Source organism: Algirhabdus cladophorae (assembly GCF_044772865.1).
Lineage (GTDB): Bacteria > Pseudomonadota > Alphaproteobacteria > Rhodobacterales > Rhodobacteraceae > Algirhabdus > Algirhabdus cladophorae.
In genome coordinates, this window is sequence record NZ_CP173029.1 from 511,063 (window position 1) to 533,605 (window position 22,543).

The window sequence follows — 22,543 nt, forward strand, 5'->3', positions numbered from 1 at the left end:
AGGTCGATTACAGAGAATGCCGGGAAAGAGCCCACATTACCAGTTTTCTGCGGAGCGGCGGATGGCCGCTCTGCAAGTCTGGTCCTAAAAATTCGTCAGACGTGTCTGTTTAGCTCGTGTGACGCTATGATAATTGTTTGATGCTCATCTCATCTAGAACCGCGTCAAATTTCTGAAGATCAAAACCCTCAGAAAGCGCGCGCGTAAAAAGCGCTTGTTGTGTTTCGGGAGCAAGGCCGCCCTTTGGAGGATCTCGATCTAAATTGGTCGGGAATGAATATCCTTCTGCCGACGCAGAGATTGCAGCCCTCAGGTTTGAAACGCCTAACGTGCTGTTGTTGTGTGCGGCCAACGCATGGGGATACAACAGTTTGCACATCTTTGCCCGATCTACCGTTTCCATGGCGCGCCCGAATGCAGATGACACTTGCAGCAAATTGGCCATCCGGTGAATGTCACGGCTCGAATTTGCGCCAGCCGCATGAAACAGCGCTGGGTTGAAGAAAAGAGCATCCCCCTTTGCGAGTGGCAATTGGATGTATCGCTCTTCAAACAGCGCCCTGAAATCATCTCGTCTCCACGCGGCATAGCCCGCGCGGTAGAGCTGTGAGAATGGCAAGAGTTTTGTCGGACCACTTTCAACGGGCATATCACAATGCGCGATGGCTCCTTGTAGCGTCAAAGCAGGCGAAAGATCATGAACATGTGCGGGATATTCCGCACTGATTTCAGCCGTCTGAAAGCCGAGATGATAGTCTCGATGAGCTTGTTGAGCTGCACCGCCGGGATGAACCAGATTAATCTGCGCAGTCATTTGATAGTTTGGACCAAGCCATGCTTCGCAGGCTGCAGCGATGGTTGTATTGGCGAAGTACCGCAAAAACACGTCTGGGGCTTCTTCGCAGAGTTTCTGCAGGGAGTTCCATATCCTGTCATTGGATCCCGATGCTGCGAAGTGGTCACCGCCGCCACCGCTTGCCAGTTTTTCGGCGCCAATGATCTGTTCATAGATCTCAGTGGCCTCGTCCAGAACGGCAGTGTCCTCATAGGCTTTGCGCAGAACGAGAGCACCTGCGCCCGCCCTAAGAACATGCGCCCATTCGGCCATGATCCCGCGCCGTTGCTCTATATCCTCAAGCGACGGACGCAGCCCGGACATATCATAGATTGGGACATTATTTTGAATGTCTTCGGCGTGCGGAACGGTTGATGGGTTGGCCGTTTGATCGATAAGCGCAGTAAATGCGTTGAGATCACATGCGGCGCTATCAAAATACCCGACTTCAGTTTCGATGTGGTTGGTCATAGAGCAATCTCCCTTTGTTTCCCTGAGTGTGCAGCATCGAAACCTTGATTAATCCAGAAAAACACATCAGAAACACATCAAATGACACATCGATTTCCTATCAAAGAAGTTGCCAGACAGTCGGGGCTCAGCACTGCGACAGTCGATCGCGTGATCAACAATCGCGCCAATGTCAGTCCGCAAACCAAGGCACGTGTTGCTGCAGCCATTTCAGAACTTGAAGGCCAAGAGGCGCAACTAGCCGCCCGTGGGCGACGTCTGTTTTTCGATTTTGTAATCGAAGCGCCAACGCGCTTTAGTCGAGAAGTCCAGCAAGCTGCGGAACAGGTTCTGCCATCTATTGGAAGCGCCGTGTGCCGCCCAAGGTTCCAAGCCCAAGAGATCATGACCGAAGATGATGTCACCGCCGCTTTGTCGCGCATCGCCAAACGGGGCAGCCATGGCATATGCATCAAAGCCCGTGATTTGCCAGCCATCCGAGCAGCTGTGGATCAATTGATCGCATCCGGCATTCCGGTCGTCACTTTGGTCACTGACCTGAAAACGCCAAAGCGCCTTGCTTACGTGGGCCTCGATAATCAAAGCGCAGGTCGCACGGCAGCCTACCTGATTGCGAAGTCAATCGGCAACGGTGGCGGAGCTGTCCTGACCTCGAAAAGCAATGATCGATTTTTGGGAGAGGAAGAGCGCGAAGTGGCGTTCAAGGAGACTCTGGCCCGGCTGTGCCCAAAGCTGCGCATCATAGATGCAAGTGGGGGCAGCGGCGTACACGGTGAAACATCGCGCATCATGCAAAGTGTTATTGCAGGCCTGGATGAAGTACGTGCCGTATATTCGATGGGAGGTGGCAACACGGCGATTTTGCACGCTCTCGACCAGAACTGGTCACTGCCTGACATATATGTCGCTCACGATCTGGATAACCAAAATAGACGGCTTATCGAAGATGGGCGACTTAGCTTTGTACTGCACCACGATCTACGCGTGGATTTATTAAACGTGTTCCAAGCTTTCTTGCATCATCACAAGCTCATGGTCATGCCACTTCAAACAACCATGTCTCATATTCAGGTTGTCACGCCCGAGAATATTCCACCTTTCAATAAGCGTTTCCAAAAGCGGACATCCTCAAATACGCACTGAGCGACAGCTTCGTCCGCATCAGAGAGATCTATGCTATGAAATGTTTAACTGGTGGAGTGTTTTGTCAGATGTCGGCTAAGCGCCCAAAAAACCATGCGAACCAGCAGGGTTCTACTGTGCCGCCGCTAACACGATCTATCAATTATCCTGAAGAACGGTTGACGCGCTGTCGTTGACCTCGATCTTGGCCAAACAACAACGCGTCCTTAGTTTAGGATGCATTCCGTGAGCTTAGGTATTCGAACACGTCCCCACTTGGTTGACGGTCACTCATCACGGCTCCAGTCACTCGTACTCTTACCATCGCAAAAAAGGCGGCGCTCACTCATTAACAATGCAACAATCATCGGAGCGCTCCTGTTGTATTTGATGAATTCTACCGTGAAATATATAAGTAACTTCGCCTATACGTTAGGTCACTTTGCCTGCCATATCTGCAATGCAGCCGTTCGGGCGGCGGGCGGCGAAAGGGGTGTAAGAGCCCTAAGTGCGGTATTTCAGCAATGCAGCTAATGTCGGCTTTCAGATTATTGCCGACTATTCATCAGTGGTTGAATAACTGGTGAGCAAGGCGGCGTCACCTTCGCCGTGGAATGCTCTTCAATCATCGCCGAAACTTTGATGTATCAACTGGCCATCCGTTCTTCGTGGGCGAAGGGGCTGAGGCCAAGCCATTTCTGCATGCAAGTTGCGATCTCGGGGGTGCCCGTCAGGACCATCCGCCCGCCTTCCACCGCTTTCTCGACAGTATCGACGCCCATCCATATTGCAGTCATGGTTCGCAGGTGGCTTTCCGCGTAGAGGTCAACTTCGTGACCTGGATCAGAATAGCAAGCTTCAACGCCTGTATTTGGATCTACCAGAAGCCAGCTATTTTGCTTTGCGGTCGCAAGATCATTGAAGACGAACTGAAGGCACACGCGTTTCTTGGGCAACGGGTCAATGTTTAGGCCACGGTGCATGTCCCAAATCAGCAGTTCTGGGTCGAGATTGTCGAGCGAAAGCCCCCCTTCGACCCATCGTTGCCCCCACACACCGATCCCCATGATGAGGGGCCTCAATTCTTCGCCAGCCGCTGTCAGACGATATTCTTTGACGCCTTTGTCTGTCTTCCCGGACTTGATCACACCTGCCACTTCCAATTCACCCAAACGCTTTGACAGAAGCGAAGGTGACATGCGCGGTAGGCCACGCCTGAGATCATTGAACCGCGTGCTGCCGCACAGGCATTCCCGCAGCAAAAGAGGCGTCCAACGCGTGCACAAAACCTCCGCCGCCATCGCAATCGGGCAAAACTGACCGTAACCGCTCATGATATCACTCCTTTTTGACTGCCAAAGCGTCTTCTTAAGCGTAGTCGGGTTGGGCGAATATCGCCAGTACAGTTTCTGGACTATCGCCGCGATGGCACTTCCGTGATCCTGAGATTGCATTTTGATGGAATGGAGAATTCGCTATGAACAAATTGATTGATCGCGCTAAAATCGCTGCCAACCTGAATGAGACTGCCAAAACTCTGGCAAAAACATTTGCTGCACGGGCGGCTGACCATGATGACAATGACAGGTTTATTGACGCGAATTACACGGACCTGAAAAGCGCCGGGCTGATGTCGGCAGGTGTTCCTGTTGAGCTTGGCGGCGGTGGGGCCGACGTGCGCGCACTCTGTGACATGCTGCGCATTATCGCAGGGGCCTGCGGGTCAACCGGCCTTGCCCTATCAATGCATACCCACCAAGTCGCAATCCCCGCTTGGCGTTGGCATCATCAGGACCCCGCGCGTCCTATGGTCGAACCGCTCCTGCGACGCGTCGCCAATGAAAAAATCGTGCTGTTGAGTTCGGGCGGATCAGATTGGATTGGTGGCTCCGGCACGGCCGAAAAAGTAGACGGCGGGTATCGAATTACCGCCCGAAAGGTGTTCTCCTCCGGCGCGCCTGAGGGTGATCTGCTCATGACTGGTGCAATTAGTAACGAAGACGGAAAAAAGACGGTTCTGCATTTTGGCGTACCACTTTCTGCGCCAGAGGTCACTGTGCTGGATACCTGGCGCACCATGGGCATGCGCGGCACCGGATCGCATGACGTTACAATCGACGGGTTGTTCATCGCTGACGACAAAATCCCCCTCAAACGCGCAGCGGGCGAGTGGCACCCGGCGTTTCAAATAATCGCAAACATCGCATTTCCGCTAATCTATTCGGTTTACCTGGGCATTGCCGAAAGCGCGCGAGAAATTGCGGTCGACATTGCCGGAAGGAAACCGGTCTGCAGCCGCACCCAGTCTATTGCCGGACGTATGGATACGGCTTTGGCCGCAGCACGCATGGCGCAAACCTTTATGATCGAAGCTGTCGAGCGCAACGCACCCTCGGCAGAGACCATCAATGACGTGATGATTGGCCGACGTCTGGTCGAAGAAAACGCGATCCGAACAGTGGAACTGGCAATGGAGTTGGCAGGCGGCGCGAGCTTCTATCGCAAGACTGAGCTTGAGCGGCGTTTCCGCGACATTCAGGCAGCGCGGTATCATCCACTGCAAAAAGAGGTGCAGGCCGAATATGCCGGAGCAATGGCGCTGGGACAGCCAATCGACCAAATATTTTAGCGCCGTACTTGCTCATTTTGGAGAGAACTTAGCCGTCGGGGCTTAGCACAACAAAAAGGAAATCGTCATGAAAGTCGCAGTTGTCCAAGAACCGCCTGTCTATCTGAACCTCGCGGCCAGTATGGAGCGTGCGATCAACCTTGTCGCGCAGGCCGCAAAAGATGGTGCTAAATTGATGGTCTTTCCCGAAACATGGTTTCCCGGATACCCGACGTTTTGCTGGAGACTGTCGCCGGGCGCGGACATGGGCAAGACGGATGAATTGTTTGCGTTGTCACAAGCCAATTCCATCGACCTCAGCCGCAATGGCATGGCCTCGCTGCAAGAAGCCGCCGCAGAGAACGAGATGGTCATTGTGGTCGGCTATCAGGAAATCGACGGGGATGTATCGGGCTCGACGATTTTCAATTCCTGCGCGATCATTGATGCCGACGGTCAGATCATGAACAACCATCGCAAGCTGATGCCGACCAACCCCGAACGCATGATTTGGGGCTTTGGCGACGGGTCTGGCCTGAACGTGGTCGAAACTGCGGTCGGGCGTATCGGCGCGCTACTGTGTTGGGAAAACTACATGCCCTTGGCGCGCTATGCGCTTTATGCACAGAACATCGACATATACGTCGCTCCGACCTGGGACACAGGTGACACGTGGCTTGCCACGATGCAGCACATCGCGCGCGAGGGTGGGTGTTGGGTCATTGGATGCGCAACGGCGCTTGAGGCGTCTGACATTCCCGAAGGTATCCCTCATCGCGACATTCTATTCCCGAACAACGATGAATGGGTCAATCCCGGCGACGCCGTCATCTATAAACCCTTCGGTGGAATCGCAGCCGGTCCGATGCACCGCGAAAAGGGGCTTCTTTGGGCCGATATAGACGTATCCGCTGCCCGTGCTTCACGTAGAAAATTTGATGCAAGCGGCCACTATGCCCGTCCAGATGTCTTCTCGCTCACTGTCGACAGAGGCCGAAAAGTGCCGGTTTCATTTTGCTGACCGACTGTCGCCAATTGCAGCTAAGCATGCATTTTACACGCTCAATTGTCAGGTGAATTTCAACATTGGCTCGGTTCGAACGCGTTGATAGCAGTCATTGGTGCGCGCGCAGCGAAAACTCGGTTTGTCCCGCACCTTATCAGTTCGTACACCGCGCAGCGAACGGCGTTGTTTCCCGAACCGGTCACTCAGGACCAGCGCAGCGAAGGTTTCAAGAGAGCCCAATCTGTGAATTCAATTATTTCGCTGCATGCGCACGCAGCGAAATGAAAGCGGCTCTTTAAGAGCACTCACGCTGTTTCGCGTTGGGTGAAGCGGCCGTTCGTGCAGGCAGCAGCAATATTCGAGCGTCGCATCCACAGGTCGTGGAGAAGGTGCCGCTGACCTTGAACGAGCCTAGTTTGTGTTTCCTCGCTCTAAGTGGATCGATCACCTGAGCCCGAAACCGTATTCCGTGGCCCAAATCTGGTCCATCATGAAATCTATGAAAAGATGTGCAAGGCCATCTTGCGGGCTGTTGGTGGGATAGATCGCGTAAACGTCGATCGGGCGCAGCTTCACCTGCGGTAGAATGTGAACCAAACGTCCGGCGCGGAAGTCATCGGCCACAAGCGGATAGGTTTCGATCATGAACCCCAGCCCTTCATCGACAAACTTTCGGGCCATCGTGAAATTGCTGCAGGTTGTCACGATATGAGGTATGCGTTCCGGGGCGGTCCCATCCGCCAAGGTTGCGAAGGTCGACCATGGTACCGGCGGACTTTGTATCCAGTCCCAATCAGCCAGGTCGTCCATGGACTGCGGCGTGGGCTTGCTGTGCACATAGGACGGGGCCGCAAAGACGCAGAAATGGACGCTACCCAATTTGCGGGCTTTGTAGGTGCTGTCGTCGAGATTGTCGGTCCGGCCCCTAATCGCGACATCGATGTTTGATCCTTCCAGCGGCACCGACCGGTCCTCAAGCTGAATTGACAGATGTACATCTGGATAAGATTGAGCAAATCGCGTGAAGGTTTCGACGTAGGGGCTGTGGGAAAACGGGGTCGAAGCAGCGATCGTCAGCGTGCCCGTTGGCTGCGATGCACGTCGCTGAACCGCTGCAAGCCCATCGATTGCCGCCGCCGTCATACGCTGACTGGCTGCCAAGAGCGCCACGCCGGCGTCGGTCAAGGACATGCGGCGTGTCGAGCGATACAGCAAGGGCGTGCCAAGGTCCTCTTCAAGCTTAGAGATGTGGTGGCTGATCACTGAAGGCGAGAGGTTCAGCTTATTCGCTGCCTGTCGAAACGATCCAAGCTCAGCCACTGTTTGAAAGATCGCCATGGTTCTGAGTCGGTCAATCATTGTTCGATCTCATGAAACTATAAAACGCATAATGCCTATATACCCACAGAAATCGCGGTGTGCCACCCTTCAGGACATCCGGCAATTGGCCGGCAACTTTGATGATCGAAAGGACACATCATGACACTGCTCGTCTCAGTTACCCGCGTTTCTCACATCCCAGTAGGAGAGGGACTCGAGGAATTTCACGCCGCTCACGAACGCGTTTTCGGGGATTGCGCAGGAAGGCTGACATTTCTGCGTGACCCACATGACGCCAACCAGGCGGCTGTCGTGGGCGAGGTCCATGACTTGGAAAAAATGCGTGCGATCAGCCGAACGCCAGAAGGCGACGCAATGATGCGTAAATTCGGTTTCATCGAGCAACTGAGTTATTTCCTAGAGGATGCTTAGGACATGTGGGTCCGATGGGCAAAACGGTGGGCCAGAGAAAACGCCGACTCAGAAGATGCAGGGTCAGCCAATGATCGGTTCAAGCTAAAGCTGCACGAATTCGTCATTGCGCAACAGCACTTTGGCCTATTCCCAGCCTGAAGGTTTGCCGGTACCGCTAAACGCAACAAGCCGCGCGATGCGTCACGCCATACGTATCGCGCGCGCAGGGCGTGGTTTGGCGTCGAAACTGTCGACTATCGCCCCATGCCAATCGTTGCGTTTCGGGGACGTTACGCCAAGCGGCTATCGGGTTTGCAGGCATTGATCAGTTGAACGATACTTTCGTGTCGCACGGCGCTCAGACCCACGCTTTGGGACAGTCTGCAAATGGCACCGTTCAAGAAATCGATTTCTGTTTTACGCCCTGACGCGAGGTCTTGGAACATGGACGAGTGATGACCTACCGCGCGCGGAAAGATGATGGGGCTGAGTACGTCGTCCACATAGTGTTTTCCGTTTTCAGCTGGACGGTAATCATATGCCGCCGCGAACGCGGCCAGCGTTTCATCGGCCAAGCCGATGATGAGGTCCCGGGAATGTGAGGTTTCGAGCAGCTGACCGTAACTTTTCCGGGTTATGGCACCTGAGGGGTTCATGCAGCTGTTAAAGAGAAGCTTGAACAGGATGGTGTCGCGGATGGCATCATCCAGCGCCATCGGGACAAAACCGGCCTCAGCAACCTGAAGAAGCTTCAAGATTGATCCCGTATCATCGCCAAGAAGTGGGCCACAAAAAATTGGGCTAGACTGGGCCGTGACCGCGACATGTGCCGGACCGAGACGTTCCATGCCGATCATCATGGCACTGGAATATATGGGGATATCTGGGCCGAGGATGCGGCGCGCGATGTCTTCTGACCCCATGCCGTTCTGGAGAAGCAGAACAGGCGGGCAGGCTCCCACTGCTGCAAAGGACTTGAGCGCCGTCTCCACATCGTAGGCCTTTGTTGTGAGGATCAGCATGTCGCTGTTTAGCACATCTTCGGTCGGAGCAGCCGCATCACACAGCGTTATCTGGTCTGGTGGAACGACGTAGTCCCCGAGAAGGCCCGTCACCTCGATCGGTGTCTGACGGAGGGATTCAATGGAGCTTTGGCGAACCAAGAGCGAAACACGCGCGCCTGCCGTTGCAAAGCTTGTCGCAAGAGACAGGCCGACGGAACCGCCTCCAAATACCGCAACATGGTAATCTGACATCCGAAAAATTCCTTCTGCTTGATCTCGCTACGCGATGCCTTCAACGCCAACAAGACGCGCTGAACTACAGGCATCTCTGACAGCCTTCAGGCCTTGATAAGTTTCGCCGTTGTAGAAGTCTTCCCAATGCAACAGCGATGGGAATTCCAGCAAGACGATCCGGCGCGGCTCCCAATCGCCTTCATAGACTTTGTGGTCACCGCCCCGCGAGAGGTATTTGGCCCCTGCTTTTTCCAATGCCGGTTTTACGCCAAGCATGAACGCTTGGTATTGATCCTTGTCGTGAATTTCGACGTCGAAAATGACATAGGCTGGCATAGGTTATCCTTTTTGAAAATTTGTGTGGACCTAGAATTGCAATGCGCCGGAAATGCCTTTTCTCCGGTTGCCGCCCGAAGTACCATAATGCAATGGGAGGATTGCGCCAACACTGCCACAATCGCTTAAGAAATTTAGCGATTGGGTCGTGGCAACGAATATATGGACAGATTTCGCTTCGCAGATTTTACACTAGACTGCCGCAAGAGAGCCCTCTTGCGGGGGAACGACCTTGTTCCAATCGGGGCGCGTGCTTTCGATCTGCTGGAGGTGCTGGTGCTCAAACAAAACAGTGTTTTGTCGAGAGACGATCTCATGCAGGCCGTCTGGCCCGATACGGCGGTTGGAGACAACAACCTGAATGTCCAGGTCGCAAATCTGCGTCGAATACTTGGTCCCGAGGCCATCATCACAGTGCCCGGACGTGGACTTCGTTTCGCGCTCGACATCCTGCCGCCGGGCCCCGATCTGGCGCTCCCCGACAGGCCGTCTGTCGTTGTACTGCCGTTCGATACCATGGGCGGCGATCCGGCCTTTGACTGGCTTGCCGACGGGTTTGTCGAGGACATCACGACGGAGTTGTCCCGCTTCCGTGACCTTTTTGTGGTCGCCCGCAACACCGCTTTCGCCTATCGCACCGCACCGCGGGACCTGAGGGCGATCGCCCGCGAGTTGGGCGTGCGTTATGTTGTGGAAGGCAGCGTGCGGGCGCGGGCAGATCGCGTGCGGGTCACGGCGCAGCTGATCGACGCCGCCAATGGCGGGCATGTCTGGGCAGAAAGTTTCGACCGCGAACTGGCAGATCACTTCGATACGCAGTCGCGGGTCGCACGGATGATCGTCACCTGCCTCTCGCCACAAATCGACCGGGCCGAGGCCGACCGCATCCACGTCGTTCCGCCCGAGGATCTGACCATCCATGGTCTCGCGCAACGCGCCTGGTTCGCGATCTCGTCTGGGGAAATGGCCTATGATCCCGGCCCCCGCGAAGCGGCCGCGGAGATGGCACATCAAGCGCTAGATCGCGATCAGAGTTCGGCACTGGCCTGGCGGGTGTTGGCCTGGGTGGCGTGGTGGAATGTCTATCACGGCACAACGGACAACGTCCCCGACACCCTGGGTGAGGGTATCGACGCGGCGACCCAGGCCATAACAATCGACAAGACAGATCATCAGGCACGCAGGCTGCGGGCGCAACTGCATTTTATGAAACAGGATGTCGCGGCGGGTCTGCCCGAATTGCGCCGAGCTCACGAGATGAACCCGAATTGCGCGGTGACCCTGTGCTGGCTGGGGTTCTATGAAGCCATCAATGGCGGTGCAGAAATCGGCGTGCCCTTGGCTGAGGCCGGTCTCAGGCGCTCTCCGCGGGATCCGGCGCTGGGGTCGATGCTCTGTGCCGTGGGATTTGCGCAGTTCGCGGCACGCAATTACGACGCTGCTGCCAAGGCTGCGGAGGCGGCATTGGCCGAGGCCGCGCATAGTGCGACGCCATTGATTCTAGGCACCATCGCGTATGTCGGACAGGACCGGATCGAAAAGGCAGCCGAGACATTTCGTGTCGTCGAGAGCATCTCGCCCAAACTGGTGGAAGCACGTCTTGCGGGCCGCTGGCTCAGCGCGAACCCGGATTACCTGTACCGCGCGCACACGTTTTTTCGTGTTGCCGCCGGTCTCGCTCGCCCCGAGGCAACGCTCGCGCTGTCGTGAGCCGCTGATTTTAGATCTTTTTAGCTGAACAAGTGGACAGGGCGCGATGCGGCGTGAATGGTTAATCGCAGGTAATCCAATGACTTCGTGTCAGGTCGTTCTTGGAAAACACCACTCTACTAAGGGCTCATAGCATGCAAAACCTGCTTTCACGTACTTGGACTTTTTCTCTTTCTGCCGCCATCGGTCTTTGCGCAAGCATCGCCCTTGCCGAAGAGCCCAAAATCGTTATTCACGAAGAAATCTCATGGCGGGCCATGGGCAATTCGGGCATGGAAATGGCCGTTCTGACCGGGGATCCCAGGACAGCGGCGCCCTATTCCTTCATGGTCAAGATGCCGCAGGGGACGCGGATTCCGCCCCATTCGCATCCCGATGTCTGGCGCCACAGCACGATCATCTCGGGTACGCTTCTTTGGGCTTTCGGCGATACCTTCGACGAAGCGGCGATGGTGGCCTTGACCCCTGGCAGCTTCTGGACTGAACCGTCCGGTGCCAACCACTACGGATGGGCGCGCGACGGTGACGTTCTGGCCGTCGGCACGGCCATGGGGCCAAGCGGAATGATGCCCGCTAAAAGTAATTGAGGCCGCCACCAAAGCTAACAGATGGAGACGAAACGATGACTGCCCTCGAAACACCCAAAACAGAGATCCGCGCATTTAGTGGTGAGGCGAATGGCCAGATCTGGGGCGCGCGCGCCGCCGATTGGGCTTCGATACAAGAGGCACAATGCGCGGCTGGTTACCATGCCGTGATAGACAAGGCCTCTGTCGGGTCCACAACACGCCTGCTCGACGCGGGGTGCGGGGCGGGCATGGCGATGCAACTTGCTGCGGAACTGGGCGCCGACGTTGCCGGGATTGATGCATCGGCCGGGCTGCTAGAGGTTGCCTGCGACCGTTTGCCAAATGCGCGTCTGGAAAATGGAGATCTCGAGATACTACCGTTTGAGGATGACAGCTTTGACGTGGTCACCGGCTTTAACGCTTTCCAGTTTGCTGCCGACCCCGTGGCGGCGTTGAAGGAAGCGCGCCGTGTGGCAAAACCCGGCGGCAAGGTGTTTATCATGACCTGGGGCGAACCCGGCAGTATGGAAGTCACGGCGTTTATCGCCGCCTTGAAACCACTGCTGCCGCCGATGCCTGCGAACGCGTCGGGGCCCTTCGCCTTATCCGAACCCGGCAAGCTGGAAGAACTTGCATCAAGCGCGGGTCTCACCCCACTCGAGGTGTTCGACGTGGACAGCCCATGGACCTACCCCGACCTCGCAACTGCGCTAAAGGGTCTTGGGTCGTCAGGTGTTGCCTTCAAGGCTGCCGAGACAAGCGGTCAGGCAGCGCTGGATGCAGCACATGAGGCGGCGATCGCCCCATTTGCCCAGCCTGATGGCGGCTACCGCATCGGCGCAACCTTCCGTGTGCTTATGGCCGAGGCTTGAGTTTAACGTGTTACGGCCTTCACGGTCTTGGAAATTCGTTTGCAACGACCGTGAAGGACGCCGTTTGTGTTTGTATGAAAGTTTACCTTAGGGTAGCCTTTGTAAGTAATTCATCGTCCAATCGATTTGATTTTTGCTTTTGTACTGGAGACAGCAAATGCCCCAGATCCTTCAAATAGCCGCTATTGCGGTCGCAACACTCGGCACTGGCGCGGCAACGATGACTGTGATGAACGAAGATATTCCCGACCTGCAGGTGCCGGAAGGCGCGTGGGAATCGGCTGGCGCGTTGGATGGTCGGACCTTCACAGTACTTGGCACTGATGCTAAAAGTGGTGCGGTTCTTGAGGACGAACTGATATTCCGCGAAGGGACCTTCCAGTCCACCGATTGCGAAGAGTACTGTAATTTCGGTTGGTCCGACTATCAGACGAAAGACGTCGATGGTGTGATCCATTTCACCGCCACAACCCTTTGCCCGGACGCTCCGCACACGGTCGTCTGGTACGGCCAAATTGACGGCGACGCCGTCACGTTCGAGGTGACATGGACCACCCGCCGTTGGTACTGGACAAACCAGATGATGCTCGAAGGGTCAGGCACCGCCTCCGATTTCGACGCCGCGACCGCTGTAACAGGCTGAGATCGACACGATGCGCACGTCAGGCCCCTCGATGGGCGGTATCATCCTGCGCATCGTGATCCTGATCGCGGTGATCGTGCTGGCCACTTGGGGCGCACATGAGGTGCGCGATGCCCTCAACCTGCAGATCAGGCCTGATAACGAGCAACAAGTTCACCGCATGATCATGTTTGGCGCGGTTGCCTATATCGGGCTTCTTGCGCTCCCTTTCGTGCCAGGAGCCGAGATTGGTATTGCCATGCTTGCCGCCTTTGGCCCTGCCATTGCCCCGCTGATCTATGTTTGCACGGTGGCATCCATGATCCTCGCCTACACTGCGGGGCGCTTTTTGCCCGTCGGGGTCTTGCAACGGTTCTTGTCCACCTTGCGGATGCACCGGGCCGCTGATCTGGTCGCCCGTGCTGCGCCGCTGTCGGGCGAGGACCGCGTGGCGATGCTGCTGGATGGACAATCAGCGCGGGCAATGCAGATGGCCGTCCGCTATCGCTATGTTGCGCTGGCTTTGGCCGTGAACACGCCGGGAAACTCGATCATCGGCGGCGGCGGTGGCATTATGCTGATGGCAGGCCTCAGCGGGATATTTTCACCGCTGACGACAATCGCAACCATTGCGCTTGCTGTCTCTCCGGTGCCGCTGGCTGTGGCGTTTTTCGGATTGCGTTTCTGATGGGGGGCTTTGTGATTTTATTTGGCGCCCGCGCAAACTGCCCGGTAAGAACACGAAATCCAAGATAATCTGGTAACGAAGGAAATCCTATGCTGCGTCACATCGTTCTTGTCTCATTCAAGCCCGAAGCCACCGAGCCGCAGCTTGCCGCTTGGCGCGCTGCCGTAACGAACCTATGCGAGACCAGTGAAGAGGTGCTTTCCTTTACCCTTGGCACGAATGTGGGCAGCGGCCCAAACCATCACGACGCAGCCCTCGTTGCCGACTTCGCGGATATGGAGGCGTTCCGACGCTATGTGTCCAGCGATGGCCACAAGGCTTATGTCGAAGACCACGCAAAGCATTTGACGGCCAAACTGTCGGCAATCCAGCATGAGATGTAGGCGCACCACGTAGATGGCCGAACCAAACTGGAGCGATTTTCGCATCATCCTCGCGCTGGCCAAGGGTGGATCGGTGACAGGGGCTGCAAAGCTGCTTGGCGTTGACGCCTCGACAGTCAGTCGCCGCCTTGCCGCAGCCGAAGACGTCTTTGGCGCGACGCTGATCGTCCGGGGCGGCAACACATTCGAATTCACCGCAGAAGGGCGAACCGTCTTGGAGACCGCCGAGGCGATGGATGCCAAGATCAGTGCGACAACGTCGTCTGTCCGGTCGATGCGCCAGAAACCCGAAGGCACGGTGCGCATTGCCTGCGTCCAGACCGCAGTACATGTGCTGCGCCCACTGGCCGAACAGATTTCCCAGACGCATCCGGGGTTGCGGGTTGATCTGATGGCCTCGATCAAAAGCGTGGACCTGACAAAGGGTGAGGCGGACATCGCGGTCAGAACCATCGCACCAAAGGACCCGGGGATGGTGATCGCGCATACGTTTACGTGGGGCAGCTGTCTGTATGCATCGAAAGACTATCTCGCCAAATATGGTCGTCCTGACGCGCCTGAGGGGCTTGCCAAACATCAGCTTGTGCGGACGGGGACGTCGTTGCTCGGCACGCCCGCATTCGGCTGGATTGAGCAATTTGCTGACCCGAATGCGCCTGCCATGCGTGTGGAAAACACCGACTCTGCCCGGATCATCATCGAACAGGGCGGCGGTATTGGCGCGTTGTTTTGTGTCGTGGGTGACAGCTGTGCAACGCTGGAAAGAGTATTCCCAGAGCCCTTTGATCAAATGGAGTCTTGGGTCCTGTATCACGAGTCCGCACGCGGCTCTGCTAAGGTACGGGTGGTATTGGATGCCTTGATCCCGTTCTTGCGCGAACGACAGTCGGCCCTATCGGGGATCTAACCGCCATCATCTGCTGCTAAATCTATTGGCGTGACTGGCTTGTTGAGGTCTGTCCAGAACCGCGGGTCGGTGTCATGCAGCGTGATCACCGGCTTTGAGATTACGCCGCCTGCTTGCATCGCGTTTCGTACGGCAGGATCGTTTGCAAATGCCAAAGCGGCGTCTGCATCGGTCCATTCAAAGATGGCCATGATGGCGACCGGCGCTCCCGGCTTTGTCAGGATTTCAAACTGTAACTCGCCTGCACTTTGTCTCGTGGATAGGCCACTGTCGAACACCTCGCGCCATGGGGAGTAGGCTGCGACGTCATGCTGGACGATCATCCAGACGGTGTCAGGTTGGTCTTGGGCTGCAACAGGCAGGGCGATGGCGCAGCAAAAGGCTGCCGCGAATTGAAAACGTGTCATGTGAAATGGTCCTTTGAGAAATGGGGCGCCGCCAAGGGGTCCGGCGGCGCAGGCTTGGCCGGCAATTAATCAGCCGGCTCTTCTTCGAAATTGTCCCAGAACTCATCTCGGCCGTTGCTGCGTGGAAACGGTGCATCGGGCACTGATACGTTCAGGAAGTCGCAAAGCGGCCCCCAGCCATCGGACGGCGTGAAGACCAGCAAGCGATCGGCTGGCACCAATTCGCGAACAAGGCGGTTGTTGCGCCGGTAGGCATCCAGCGCCATCTCCTTGTCCGGCATCCCTCCAAACGTGTCGTTGATGTAGAATGGCGTGAGCTTCACAAAGATGTCCTGGATATGCTGCGGCATGTTCTGGGTCAGGCATTCGTGGTTGGCCCAGACTTTCAGCACCGTCTTGCTGAAACTGGCCCACCAGTCTTCTTCCGGGCGTTCGGTGTGCAGCACTTTGGCATCAGGGAAGGCATGGATCGTCTGTTGCCACACACGACCACCGGGGAAATCGACTTGGGATGTGTAGCCCTCAAAGACCACGTCCCATTGGGTGGGTTCGCAGCGTGCAACCTCGGCCCATTTTTCGACCTCAGCCGGGTTCGCGAACAATTCCATCATGTGATGGCAAGGTCCGAACCCGAGGGCTTCGAGAGCTGTTTTGGTGGACAAAGTGCCGGTGCGGCTCATACCGGTTCCGATGATCTTCAGGGACATTTGATTTCCTTCCTTTATGCGTTCAGGTGCTGTCAGGAGGCCGCAGGCGATCGGCCGGTGACGGGCCAAAGAACCGTCACCGCGCGTTGCTGTTGGCTTTCCATTTCAGCGATAGGGTGAAGCTACCGGAAGTTGCTCGTTGACGCGCCAGAGAAGATTGCAAAGACCGATTGCAAAAATGCCTGCGGCCCTTGCGCCCGCGCGACCTGCGTTCAGTCCCCCGTCGGCTCCCCACCGAAATGGGCCCAGAATTCATCGCGGGCATGGCTGCGAGGGAAGTCCCCAACGGGCACGTCAACCTCGAGGAAACGGCAGAGCGGGTCCCAGCCGTCCGTTGGCGTGAAGACCAGCAACCTGTCCGCCGGGATCGTGTCGCGGACCTTTTCGTTGTTGCGGCGATAGGCCTTGATCGCGCTCTCCCGGTCGGTCCCGCCGATCAGGTCCTGCACCACAATCTTGTCCATAGTCTCGAAGATCGGGATGAGAGGCGGCGGCAGGTCCAGTCGCGTCCGATGTTGCCAGAATTTGTTGATCGTGCCGGAATAGCCGGCCCACCAATCCTCCTCAGGCCGCTCATTATGCAGCACCTTGGCATCAGGGAAGGCAATGGACAGTTTGTGCCAGACAGTGGCCCCGGGAAAGTCGACCTGCGCGCCGTAACCGGCAAAAGCTTCTGCCCAATCGACCTCTTTACCGTCAGCATATGCCGACCAATAGGCAGGCTGGTTGGGGTTGCCCATGACCTCGGTCATGTGATGGCAGGGGCCAAAACCCAACTGCTCCAACGCAATTTTGGTCGACATGGTGCCGGTGCGGCCAAAGCCCGATCCGATGACTTTCAATGACATGTGGTGTTCCTTTTTGTGAGCAAATCAAAAGACATACCTGTCCCGATCGCAGGGCAGCGCCCTGCGGTCTGTAATCTGAGGTTGATGGAGGGTGCGGTCTTGTCGATCTTTTGTTTGCGGTTTCGATGACAAGAGTATTCACTCAGATCCATCGGAAACCTAACGAAACGATTTCAGCGGTCATGAAGGAAATTCAGCTACACCGGATCGACCTGAATTTGCTGGTCGTTTTCGAGGCGCTTATGCTAGAGGGCAGCGTCGCCGGTGCCGCGTCGCAGCTGAACAAAACGCCGTCGGCGGTCAGTCATGCGCTTGCCCGACTGCGGGAACAGGTCGGCGACCCCCTGATGGTCAAGGTCGGCGGCCGCATGCAAGCCAGCCCATTTGCCTTGCAACTGATCGAAGATATCCGGCCGCTATTGAGTGGGATAAAACGGGTGCTGCAACTGCCAGAACCATTCGACCCCAAAACCAGCGCCCGCACATTTCGCATCGAATGCCCGGTGTCTGCCAATGTCTTGTCGACTGTCGCAAACCGTATTCTGGAAGAGGCACCGCATATCAACATCGACTGGCTGGCGGCGCCCCACAAACTTCAAGACGCCGTGGCCGAACGGCACATCGACCTCGCAAATCTTGGCGGTGACAGTGTCTTGCCTGATGGCGTCGATGAACAAGACATGCCGCCTATGAATTTCACGAGCTTTGTGCGTGCAGGACATCCGGCGATCAAGCAATGGGGGCCGCAAGCTTGGAACCACTATGGCCATATCAAAGTTGCCATCACCAACGCCGCACGCAGTCCGGTTGACGAGGCGTCATCCACGCCAAAGCCCGAACGTCGGATCGCTGCACGAATTTCGGAGTTTTCGGCCGTTGGACCGCTGCTTGCCTCAACGGATCTGATCGCAACTCTTCCACCCGAAATCATGGCCTGGGACATGCAGACTTACGGGCTGGTGCTGCTTCCTGCCATCACCCCTATGCCACCGTTCCGCGTGCGTTTCTTCTGGTCATCGCGCACGGCAAATGATCCGGCTATGGTGTGGGTACGTAATCTTGTGATGGGTGCGTATCGCGAGGCCCAAGTGGAAGCGACAGCGCTTGTGGCTGCGCGCATAGGGCGGGAATTAACACTATGACGCCTCTCCCCCGGCTCGAGCTCAACCTCCTCGTAACCTTCGAGGCGCTAATGGATGAAGGGTCCGTCGCCAAGGCTGCGACCCGCCTGAACAAGACGCCCTCCGCGGTCAGTCACGCGCTAGCGCGCCTACGCGACCAAGTGGACGACCCGCTGATGGTGATGGGGGTAAGATGCAGCCATCGCCTTTCGCAGAAAGCTTGATCGAAGACGTGCGGCCAATCCTGCGCAGCATCCAACGGGTTGTCACACCCCCCAAACCCTTCGACCCAGCGACCAGCACCCGCACCTTCCGGATTGCTGTCCCCGCAATCACCGCTCTGATCGCGGAGGTTTTCGCCTGGATCAACGAGGCAGCCCCCGGCGTTGCTTTAGAGTGGGTCAACCCAGGCCCACATCTTTACGATGCCGTGGCCAATGAGGAGATTGATCTGGCACTACTTGGCGCGGACAAACCCCTGCCAGAAGGATTGATGGAACAGGTCATGCCGACCCTCCAGCGCTTTACTTATATGCGCGCCGGGCACCCGGCGGCGGAGATCTGGAACAAACAAGCTTGGCTTGATTGGCCCCATGTCATGGTGGGCATGTCGAATGCAGCACGCCAAACGGTAGAGGATCGCATTGCGCGCGATGGCATGGAGCGCCGGATCGGGGCGCATTTGCCGGAATTCTCTGGGGTCGCACCGCTTCTCGCGCGTACGAATATGCTCGGCACGACAGTGCCCCTGTTCATGGCCGACGATGTGAAAACATACGGGCTGATCGCAAAACGCCCGCCGGTCGAATTACCGGATATTACCTTTCGATTCTTCTGGAGCGCGCGCCTGTCACAGGACCCTGGAGGCAAATGGCTCCGGTCAACTGTGATTGACGCGTATCAACACATCAATGAAAGGGCGTTAAACACTCTCGGAGCCGCCGCTTCCCAAAGGGGACATCAGTAAACCATGGCAAACCCTAATTGGAGCCATTTCCGTGTCGTCCTTGCCCTGAAGAACGAGGGGTCGATATCCGGCGCCGCACGCCTTCTGGGCGTGGATGGATCGACTGTGAGCCGCCGGTTGGCCAGCGCTGAGCAAGCTTTCGGGACACCTATCATCATACGAGGCGGTGGCGAATTTACCTTCACACCAGAAGGCCTGGTTATCGCTGACGCTGCAAAGCAAATGGATGCGGTCGTCAATGACACCCAGATCAATGTCAGCGCGATGCGCCAGCAGCCGACCGGCACCGTCAAGATCGCTTGCGTCCCCACCGCGGCCCACATCCTGCGGCCTTTGGTTCACCAAATCGCAGAGGCATTTGAGGGACTTTATGTTGACCTTATTAGTTCGATCTCAGCCTTCGACCTCTCAAAAGGCGAAGCGGATATTGCCGTGCGAACGCGCGAACCTCAGGATCCGGCACTGGTCGTCGCCTATTCATTTACTTGGGGACGCGCCTTTTATGGATCAAAAGCCTACTTTGAAAAGCACGGTCGCCCAAGCACCCCCGAGGACTTGCGTGACCACACACTTGTGAGGATCGGAACCGGCAATGCTCCTTCAAAAGCGTCTGCATTGATAGATGGGTTAGACAATCCTGACCGCCCCAGCATCCGTGTGGAAAATACCGACTCTGCCCAGATGATGATTGAGCAAGGCGCGGGCATCGGCTCTCTATTTTGCGCCTTCGCCGATACGAACGCGAACATAGAACGCGTCTTTCCCGACCCATTCGATCAAGTAGACTCCTGGGTCATCTATCACGAGTCGGCCCGCGGCTCCCAGCGGGTGCGGATCGTCTTGGACGCGTTGGTTTCCTTCCTGAAAGACAACCGCGCCATGCTGACGGGTTTGAAGTAACTCGAATCGAACCGTCACTTGCGGTCCCAAATGATGAGTTTGGGTTCACTGAGAACGCCAACCGCAGGGATATAGCCCTGTCTGAAATGACCGCTCTGGCGACATAGGCTGCAATGCAGCGATGATCGCGCTGCCAGAGCGAATGGATGCTGCGTCAGCAATAGCTGCACTTGCACAAGTCCGTTTTGTCCGCACCTTATCAGTTCGTACACCGCGCAGCGAACGGCGTTGTTTCCCGAACCGGTCACTCAGGACCAGCGCAGCGAAGGTTTCAAGAGAGCCCATTGCGGAAGTCTTGAATTTGTGCTGCGCGCGCACGCAGCGAGAAAACTTCTGCACTTGCGTAAAGCGCTTCGCCGCGAAGCAGCAACCTAACCGGTCATCTGTGCAGCGCGCGGCGAAGAACCTGAGGGTAAGGATCAGGTCGTGGGACGGAGTGGACGTTAACTTATTTGTCGAAACAGCTTTTGGAAGGGACATCCGGCGCGCGTGCGCCATGTCCGACAAGGGCTCACAGCCACCGAATGCGCTTGCAGAAATGGTGGGTTTTGGTTTTCTCCGAAAGAGGTCATTCAATCAGATGCTATGCTCCAGGCGTCAGCGCGGTGCTGACGTCTGGGTTTGGGGGGAGGATTGGAGGGCATGTTATGCCAAGAGTCCAACTTCCCGCAGTCACCCCTAGGCGCACAGCCTGGAACAAAGGGCGGATCATCGGACAGAAACCTCCGCTGCTTCCCAAACAGGTGTGGGCGATCCGCGCGAGGCTCGAACTCGCTGGCTATCTTCGCGACTTTGCACTGTTCAACGTGGCGATTGATAGCAAGCTGCGAGGCTGCGATCTGGTCAAACTCGCCGTGACCGATTTAGTCAAAGATGATCGCGTTCGCGAACGGGTTTCGGTGATCCAGAGCAAGACCCAAAAGCCGGTTCAATTTGAATTGACCGAAAACACGCGAGAAACCATTATTGCATGGGTCAGATCACCCGAGATGATCGGTAGCCCTTTCATTTTCCCCAGCCGCTTCCACGACCGCCCACATATCTCAACGCGGCAGTATGGTCGGCTCGTTCGTGAGTGGGTGACCGCGATTGGTTTTGAGGCAAGCAGCTATGGCACTCATTCGCTTCGCCGAACCAAAGCCGCCGAGATATACCGCAAAACGGGCAACCTTCGCGCTGTGCAGCTTTTACTTGGCCACACCAAGGTTGATAGCACGGTGCGTTACCTTGGCGTCGAGTTGGAGGATGCTCTGAGTATTGCTGAACGCATCGACATCTGAGCTATGTTGGCGAACGGTGCCTGCCGTTCGCCGTTTCAGAGGAGACCTAAGATCACACAGCGGCGAAAACGCAATGCAAGCCCAATTTAACCGATGCCGCATATCGTCTAAAGGGCGGTTATGCGCACAATCCAGCCATCTGCTAATGTTTGGCCCTTTGCACACTCGCATCAAGACAGATGCCCATATAAGGCGTTTAGAAGGCTGACAATGATTGCAGATTGTCCCATACTGTGCCTTCAGTTCATGTCGGGTTGTGAGATCATGGCATAAACGCGAAAGCCGGTTGGGACGCGATGGACATCAATCAGATCACTTACTTTTTGCACCTCGCAGATACGCTCAACTTTACCGAAGCCGCGCGGCGCAGTGGCGTGGCGCAACCCAGCCTGACCAAATCCATTCGCAAGCTCGAAGAAGAACTGGGCGGCCCACTCTTGTATCGTGATGGCAAGGATAGCAGGCTGACCGCGCTTGGCCGTGAAATTCAGGTTGAGTTCATGCGCATCGAATCCGGGTTGATGAACGTGCGGGAGCTTGCCGAAAACTCGGTGCGCGGGCGCAAGCGTGTCTTGTCGATCGGCGTTGCCTCAACGATTGCACCCAATGCATTTGCCGGCTTTATCCAACACGTTCTGTCCCAACTCCCCAGTATTGAATTAAACGTGCATACCCTGGCGGCTGAAGAAGGGGCCCCCGAAGTTTTGTCAGGCAAATACGATGCCTGCATCTTGCCAACAGCACCCAAGGAGAACTTCAAGTTGGCCGTTCAGCCGCTGTTTGAAGAGCGCTATCTCTTGGCTTTTGCCAAAGGCCATGCCTTGTCGCGCTTTGACGAGATCCCGGCAGAAGAGATGGCACGCGAGCCGTTCATCGACCGGCTTGCTTGCGAATTCCATAGTGAGATCACCGCGCATTTCATGGACCGCGATATCTTGATGTATCCGCGGTTCAGTTCTGAGCGCGAAGACTGGGTTCAACACATTGTGGCATCGGGTGATGCGGTTTGTATCATGCCAGAGCGGTCTTGCACCGTGGCTGGTCTTGATGCGCGCCCCGTGTCCACGATGGATATCTCACGCGAAGTCGTTTTGGTGGCTGTTTCAGGCAATGGCACGCCAGCCGAATTGCGCCAGATCCTGGGTATGGCCAAAGCGTATCAGTGGTAAGTTAACGCAAGCCGCCCTTGGGCAGGCATAGAAACAATAGTCG

Annotated in this window: 25 protein-coding genes; 17 read left to right on the forward strand and 8 right to left on the reverse strand. The window is 56.4% G+C overall.

The annotated features are described in order from the left end of the window. Positions 1-124 precede the first annotated feature (124 nt). Positions 125-1,306 (reverse strand): phytanoyl-CoA dioxygenase family protein, encoded by a 1,182-nt coding sequence (locus ACIRQ6_RS02470; RefSeq protein ID WP_420862554.1) that lies wholly within the window; start codon positions 1,304-1,306, stop codon positions 125-127. Positions 1,307-1,387: 81 nt separating this feature from the next. Here ACIRQ6_RS02470 and ACIRQ6_RS02475 point away from each other — a divergent pair, with 81 nt between their 5' ends. Further along, complete coding sequence (locus tag ACIRQ6_RS02475) at positions 1,388-2,449, forward strand: LacI family DNA-binding transcriptional regulator (protein ID WP_420862555.1); 1,062 nt, start codon at positions 1,388-1,390, stop codon at positions 2,447-2,449. Positions 2,450-3,075: 626 nt separating this feature from the next. Here the strand turns inward: ACIRQ6_RS02475 and ACIRQ6_RS02480 are convergent. After that, complete coding sequence (locus ACIRQ6_RS02480) at positions 3,076-3,762, reverse strand: winged helix-turn-helix transcriptional regulator (RefSeq protein WP_420862556.1); 687 nt, start codon at positions 3,760-3,762, stop codon at positions 3,076-3,078. 143 nt (positions 3,763-3,905) lie between these two features. Here ACIRQ6_RS02480 and ACIRQ6_RS02485 point away from each other — a divergent pair, with 143 nt between their 5' ends. Both ACIRQ6_RS02485 and ACIRQ6_RS02490 read left to right on the forward strand, forming a co-directional pair. Then, complete coding sequence (locus tag ACIRQ6_RS02485) at positions 3,906-5,057, forward strand: acyl-CoA dehydrogenase family protein (protein ID WP_420862557.1); 1,152 nt, start codon at positions 3,906-3,908, stop codon at positions 5,055-5,057. Between the two features lie 67 nt (positions 5,058-5,124). After that, positions 5,125-6,057, forward strand: coding sequence for a carbon-nitrogen hydrolase family protein (locus ACIRQ6_RS02490; protein WP_420862558.1), 933 nt, complete (start codon positions 5,125-5,127; stop codon positions 6,055-6,057). A gap of 429 nt (positions 6,058-6,486) precedes the next feature. Here the strand turns inward: ACIRQ6_RS02490 and ACIRQ6_RS02495 are convergent, their stop codons facing one another. Further along, entirely contained in the window at positions 6,487-7,380 is an 894-nt protein-coding gene (locus tag ACIRQ6_RS02495; RefSeq protein WP_420862559.1) for a LysR family transcriptional regulator, read from the reverse strand. A 141-nt stretch (positions 7,381-7,521) separates the two neighbouring features. Between ACIRQ6_RS02495 and ACIRQ6_RS02500 the strand changes: the two genes are divergently transcribed. Continuing rightward, positions 7,522-7,794, forward strand: a complete 273-nt coding sequence (locus tag ACIRQ6_RS02500; RefSeq protein WP_420862560.1) for a hypothetical protein — start codon at positions 7,522-7,524, stop codon at positions 7,792-7,794. A gap of 272 nt (positions 7,795-8,066) precedes the next feature. Here the strand turns inward: ACIRQ6_RS02500 and ACIRQ6_RS02505 are convergent, their stop codons facing one another. Together ACIRQ6_RS02505 and ACIRQ6_RS02510 are read right to left on the reverse strand one after the other, a co-directional pair. Further along, entirely contained in the window at positions 8,067-9,032 is a 966-nt protein-coding gene (locus ACIRQ6_RS02505; protein WP_420862561.1) for a ketopantoate reductase family protein, read from the reverse strand. A gap of 27 nt (positions 9,033-9,059) precedes the next feature. Then, entirely contained in the window at positions 9,060-9,350 is a 291-nt protein-coding gene (locus ACIRQ6_RS02510; protein ID WP_420862562.1) for a DUF1330 domain-containing protein, read from the reverse strand. A gap of 216 nt (positions 9,351-9,566) precedes the next feature. Between ACIRQ6_RS02510 and ACIRQ6_RS02515 the strand changes: the two genes are divergently transcribed. The 7 genes from ACIRQ6_RS02515 (at position 9,567) to ACIRQ6_RS02545 (ending at position 15,101) form a co-directional block, all read left to right on the forward strand. After that, positions 9,567-11,060, forward strand: coding sequence for a winged helix-turn-helix domain-containing protein (locus ACIRQ6_RS02515; protein ID WP_420862563.1), 1,494 nt, complete (start codon positions 9,567-9,569; stop codon positions 11,058-11,060). Positions 11,061-11,194: 134 nt separating this feature from the next. Beyond that, entirely contained in the window at positions 11,195-11,647 is a 453-nt protein-coding gene (locus ACIRQ6_RS02520; protein WP_420862564.1) for a cupin domain-containing protein, read from the forward strand. A 35-nt stretch (positions 11,648-11,682) separates the two neighbouring features. Then, positions 11,683-12,501, forward strand: a complete 819-nt coding sequence (locus ACIRQ6_RS02525; protein ID WP_420862565.1) for a class I SAM-dependent methyltransferase — start codon at positions 11,683-11,685, stop codon at positions 12,499-12,501. Positions 12,502-12,658: 157 nt separating this feature from the next. Continuing rightward, a complete protein-coding gene (locus ACIRQ6_RS02530) occupies positions 12,659-13,144 on the forward strand; it encodes a hypothetical protein (RefSeq protein ID WP_420862566.1) in 486 nt (161 codons plus the stop codon). Between the two features lie 31 nt (positions 13,145-13,175). Continuing rightward, positions 13,176-13,811 carry a hypothetical protein gene (locus ACIRQ6_RS02535; protein WP_420862567.1) on the forward strand — a complete coding sequence of 212 codons (636 nt, stop codon included), beginning with the start codon at positions 13,176-13,178 and terminating at the stop codon, positions 13,809-13,811. Positions 13,812-13,900: 89 nt separating this feature from the next. Continuing rightward, positions 13,901-14,194 (forward strand): Dabb family protein, encoded by a 294-nt coding sequence (locus ACIRQ6_RS02540; protein ID WP_420862568.1) that lies wholly within the window; start codon positions 13,901-13,903, stop codon positions 14,192-14,194. 13 nt (positions 14,195-14,207) lie between these two features. Next, positions 14,208-15,101, forward strand: coding sequence for a LysR family transcriptional regulator (locus ACIRQ6_RS02545; protein ID WP_420862569.1), 894 nt, complete (start codon positions 14,208-14,210; stop codon positions 15,099-15,101). Here ACIRQ6_RS02545 and ACIRQ6_RS02550 read toward each other — a convergent pair. From ACIRQ6_RS02550 to ACIRQ6_RS02560, 3 genes are all read right to left on the reverse strand, one after another. Beyond that, positions 15,098-15,508 carry a hypothetical protein gene (locus tag ACIRQ6_RS02550; protein ID WP_420862570.1) on the reverse strand — a complete coding sequence of 137 codons (411 nt, stop codon included), beginning with the start codon at positions 15,506-15,508 and terminating at the stop codon, positions 15,098-15,100. The genes ACIRQ6_RS02545 and ACIRQ6_RS02550 overlap by 4 nt on opposite strands. A gap of 65 nt (positions 15,509-15,573) precedes the next feature. Next, a complete protein-coding gene (locus ACIRQ6_RS02555) occupies positions 15,574-16,215 on the reverse strand; it encodes a sulfotransferase family protein (RefSeq protein WP_420862571.1) in 642 nt (213 codons plus the stop codon). Positions 16,216-16,427: 212 nt separating this feature from the next. Beyond that, positions 16,428-17,063, reverse strand: coding sequence for a sulfotransferase family protein (locus ACIRQ6_RS02560; protein ID WP_420862572.1), 636 nt, complete (start codon positions 17,061-17,063; stop codon positions 16,428-16,430). A gap of 182 nt (positions 17,064-17,245) precedes the next feature. Between ACIRQ6_RS02560 and ACIRQ6_RS02565 the strand changes: the two genes are divergently transcribed. From ACIRQ6_RS02565 to ACIRQ6_RS02590, 6 genes are all read left to right on the forward strand, one after another. Continuing rightward, complete coding sequence (locus tag ACIRQ6_RS02565) at positions 17,246-18,205, forward strand: LysR family transcriptional regulator (protein ID WP_420862573.1); 960 nt, start codon at positions 17,246-17,248, stop codon at positions 18,203-18,205. Continuing rightward, positions 18,202-18,408, forward strand: a complete 207-nt coding sequence (locus ACIRQ6_RS02570) for a LysR family transcriptional regulator (protein ID WP_420862574.1) — start codon at positions 18,202-18,204, stop codon at positions 18,406-18,408. The genes ACIRQ6_RS02565 and ACIRQ6_RS02570 overlap by 4 nt, the downstream gene beginning before the upstream one ends. Further along, positions 18,378-19,151, forward strand: coding sequence for a LysR substrate-binding domain-containing protein (locus ACIRQ6_RS02575; protein WP_420862575.1), 774 nt, complete (start codon positions 18,378-18,380; stop codon positions 19,149-19,151). The genes ACIRQ6_RS02570 and ACIRQ6_RS02575 overlap by 31 nt, the downstream gene beginning before the upstream one ends. Before the next feature lie 3 nt (positions 19,152-19,154). Continuing rightward, the gene (locus tag ACIRQ6_RS02580; RefSeq protein WP_420862576.1) at positions 19,155-20,051 is read left to right on the forward strand and encodes a LysR family transcriptional regulator; all 897 of its coding nucleotides are present in this window, start codon (positions 19,155-19,157) and stop codon (positions 20,049-20,051) included. Between the two features lie 647 nt (positions 20,052-20,698). Next, on the forward strand, positions 20,699-21,331 hold the full coding sequence (locus ACIRQ6_RS02585; RefSeq protein ID WP_420862577.1) for a tyrosine-type recombinase/integrase: 633 nt from the start codon (positions 20,699-20,701) through the stop codon (positions 21,329-21,331). A gap of 296 nt (positions 21,332-21,627) precedes the next feature. After that, positions 21,628-22,500, forward strand: a complete 873-nt coding sequence (locus ACIRQ6_RS02590) for a LysR family transcriptional regulator (protein ID WP_420862578.1) — start codon at positions 21,628-21,630, stop codon at positions 22,498-22,500. Positions 22,501-22,543: the final 43 nt, after the last annotated feature.

Coding starts and splice junctions, on each gene's coding strand:
- ACIRQ6_RS02470 (WP_420862554.1), bottom strand. CDS start 1,306: ATGACCAACCACATCGAAACTGAAGTCGGGTATTTTGATAGCGCCGCA.
- ACIRQ6_RS02475 (WP_420862555.1), top strand. CDS start 1,388: ATGACACATCGATTTCCTATCAAAGAAGTTGCCAGACAGTCGGGGCTC.
- ACIRQ6_RS02480 (WP_420862556.1), bottom strand. CDS start 3,762: ATGAGCGGTTACGGTCAGTTTTGCCCGATTGCGATGGCGGCGGAGGTT.
- ACIRQ6_RS02485 (WP_420862557.1), top strand. CDS start 3,906: ATGAACAAATTGATTGATCGCGCTAAAATCGCTGCCAACCTGAATGAG.
- ACIRQ6_RS02490 (WP_420862558.1), top strand. CDS start 5,125: ATGAAAGTCGCAGTTGTCCAAGAACCGCCTGTCTATCTGAACCTCGCG.
- ACIRQ6_RS02495 (WP_420862559.1), bottom strand. CDS start 7,380: ATGGCGATCTTTCAAACAGTGGCTGAGCTTGGATCGTTTCGACAGGCA.
- ACIRQ6_RS02500 (WP_420862560.1), top strand. CDS start 7,522: ATGACACTGCTCGTCTCAGTTACCCGCGTTTCTCACATCCCAGTAGGA.
- ACIRQ6_RS02505 (WP_420862561.1), bottom strand. CDS start 9,032: ATGTCAGATTACCATGTTGCGGTATTTGGAGGCGGTTCCGTCGGCCTG.
- ACIRQ6_RS02510 (WP_420862562.1), bottom strand. CDS start 9,350: ATGCCAGCCTATGTCATTTTCGACGTCGAAATTCACGACAAGGATCAA.
- ACIRQ6_RS02520 (WP_420862564.1), top strand. CDS start 11,195: ATGCAAAACCTGCTTTCACGTACTTGGACTTTTTCTCTTTCTGCCGCC.
- ACIRQ6_RS02525 (WP_420862565.1), top strand. CDS start 11,683: ATGACTGCCCTCGAAACACCCAAAACAGAGATCCGCGCATTTAGTGGT.
- ACIRQ6_RS02530 (WP_420862566.1), top strand. CDS start 12,659: ATGCCCCAGATCCTTCAAATAGCCGCTATTGCGGTCGCAACACTCGGC.
- ACIRQ6_RS02535 (WP_420862567.1), top strand. CDS start 13,176: ATGGGCGGTATCATCCTGCGCATCGTGATCCTGATCGCGGTGATCGTG.
- ACIRQ6_RS02540 (WP_420862568.1), top strand. CDS start 13,901: ATGCTGCGTCACATCGTTCTTGTCTCATTCAAGCCCGAAGCCACCGAG.
- ACIRQ6_RS02545 (WP_420862569.1), top strand. CDS start 14,208: ATGGCCGAACCAAACTGGAGCGATTTTCGCATCATCCTCGCGCTGGCC.
- ACIRQ6_RS02550 (WP_420862570.1), bottom strand. CDS start 15,508: ATGACACGTTTTCAATTCGCGGCAGCCTTTTGCTGCGCCATCGCCCTG.
- ACIRQ6_RS02555 (WP_420862571.1), bottom strand. CDS start 16,215: ATGTCCCTGAAGATCATCGGAACCGGTATGAGCCGCACCGGCACTTTG.
- ACIRQ6_RS02560 (WP_420862572.1), bottom strand. CDS start 17,063: ATGTCATTGAAAGTCATCGGATCGGGCTTTGGCCGCACCGGCACCATG.
- ACIRQ6_RS02565 (WP_420862573.1), top strand. CDS start 17,246: ATGAAGGAAATTCAGCTACACCGGATCGACCTGAATTTGCTGGTCGTT.
- ACIRQ6_RS02570 (WP_420862574.1), top strand. CDS start 18,202: ATGACGCCTCTCCCCCGGCTCGAGCTCAACCTCCTCGTAACCTTCGAG.
- ACIRQ6_RS02575 (WP_420862575.1), top strand. CDS start 18,378: ATGCAGCCATCGCCTTTCGCAGAAAGCTTGATCGAAGACGTGCGGCCA.
- ACIRQ6_RS02580 (WP_420862576.1), top strand. CDS start 19,155: ATGGCAAACCCTAATTGGAGCCATTTCCGTGTCGTCCTTGCCCTGAAG.
- ACIRQ6_RS02585 (WP_420862577.1), top strand. CDS start 20,699: ATGCCAAGAGTCCAACTTCCCGCAGTCACCCCTAGGCGCACAGCCTGG.
- ACIRQ6_RS02590 (WP_420862578.1), top strand. CDS start 21,628: ATGGACATCAATCAGATCACTTACTTTTTGCACCTCGCAGATACGCTC.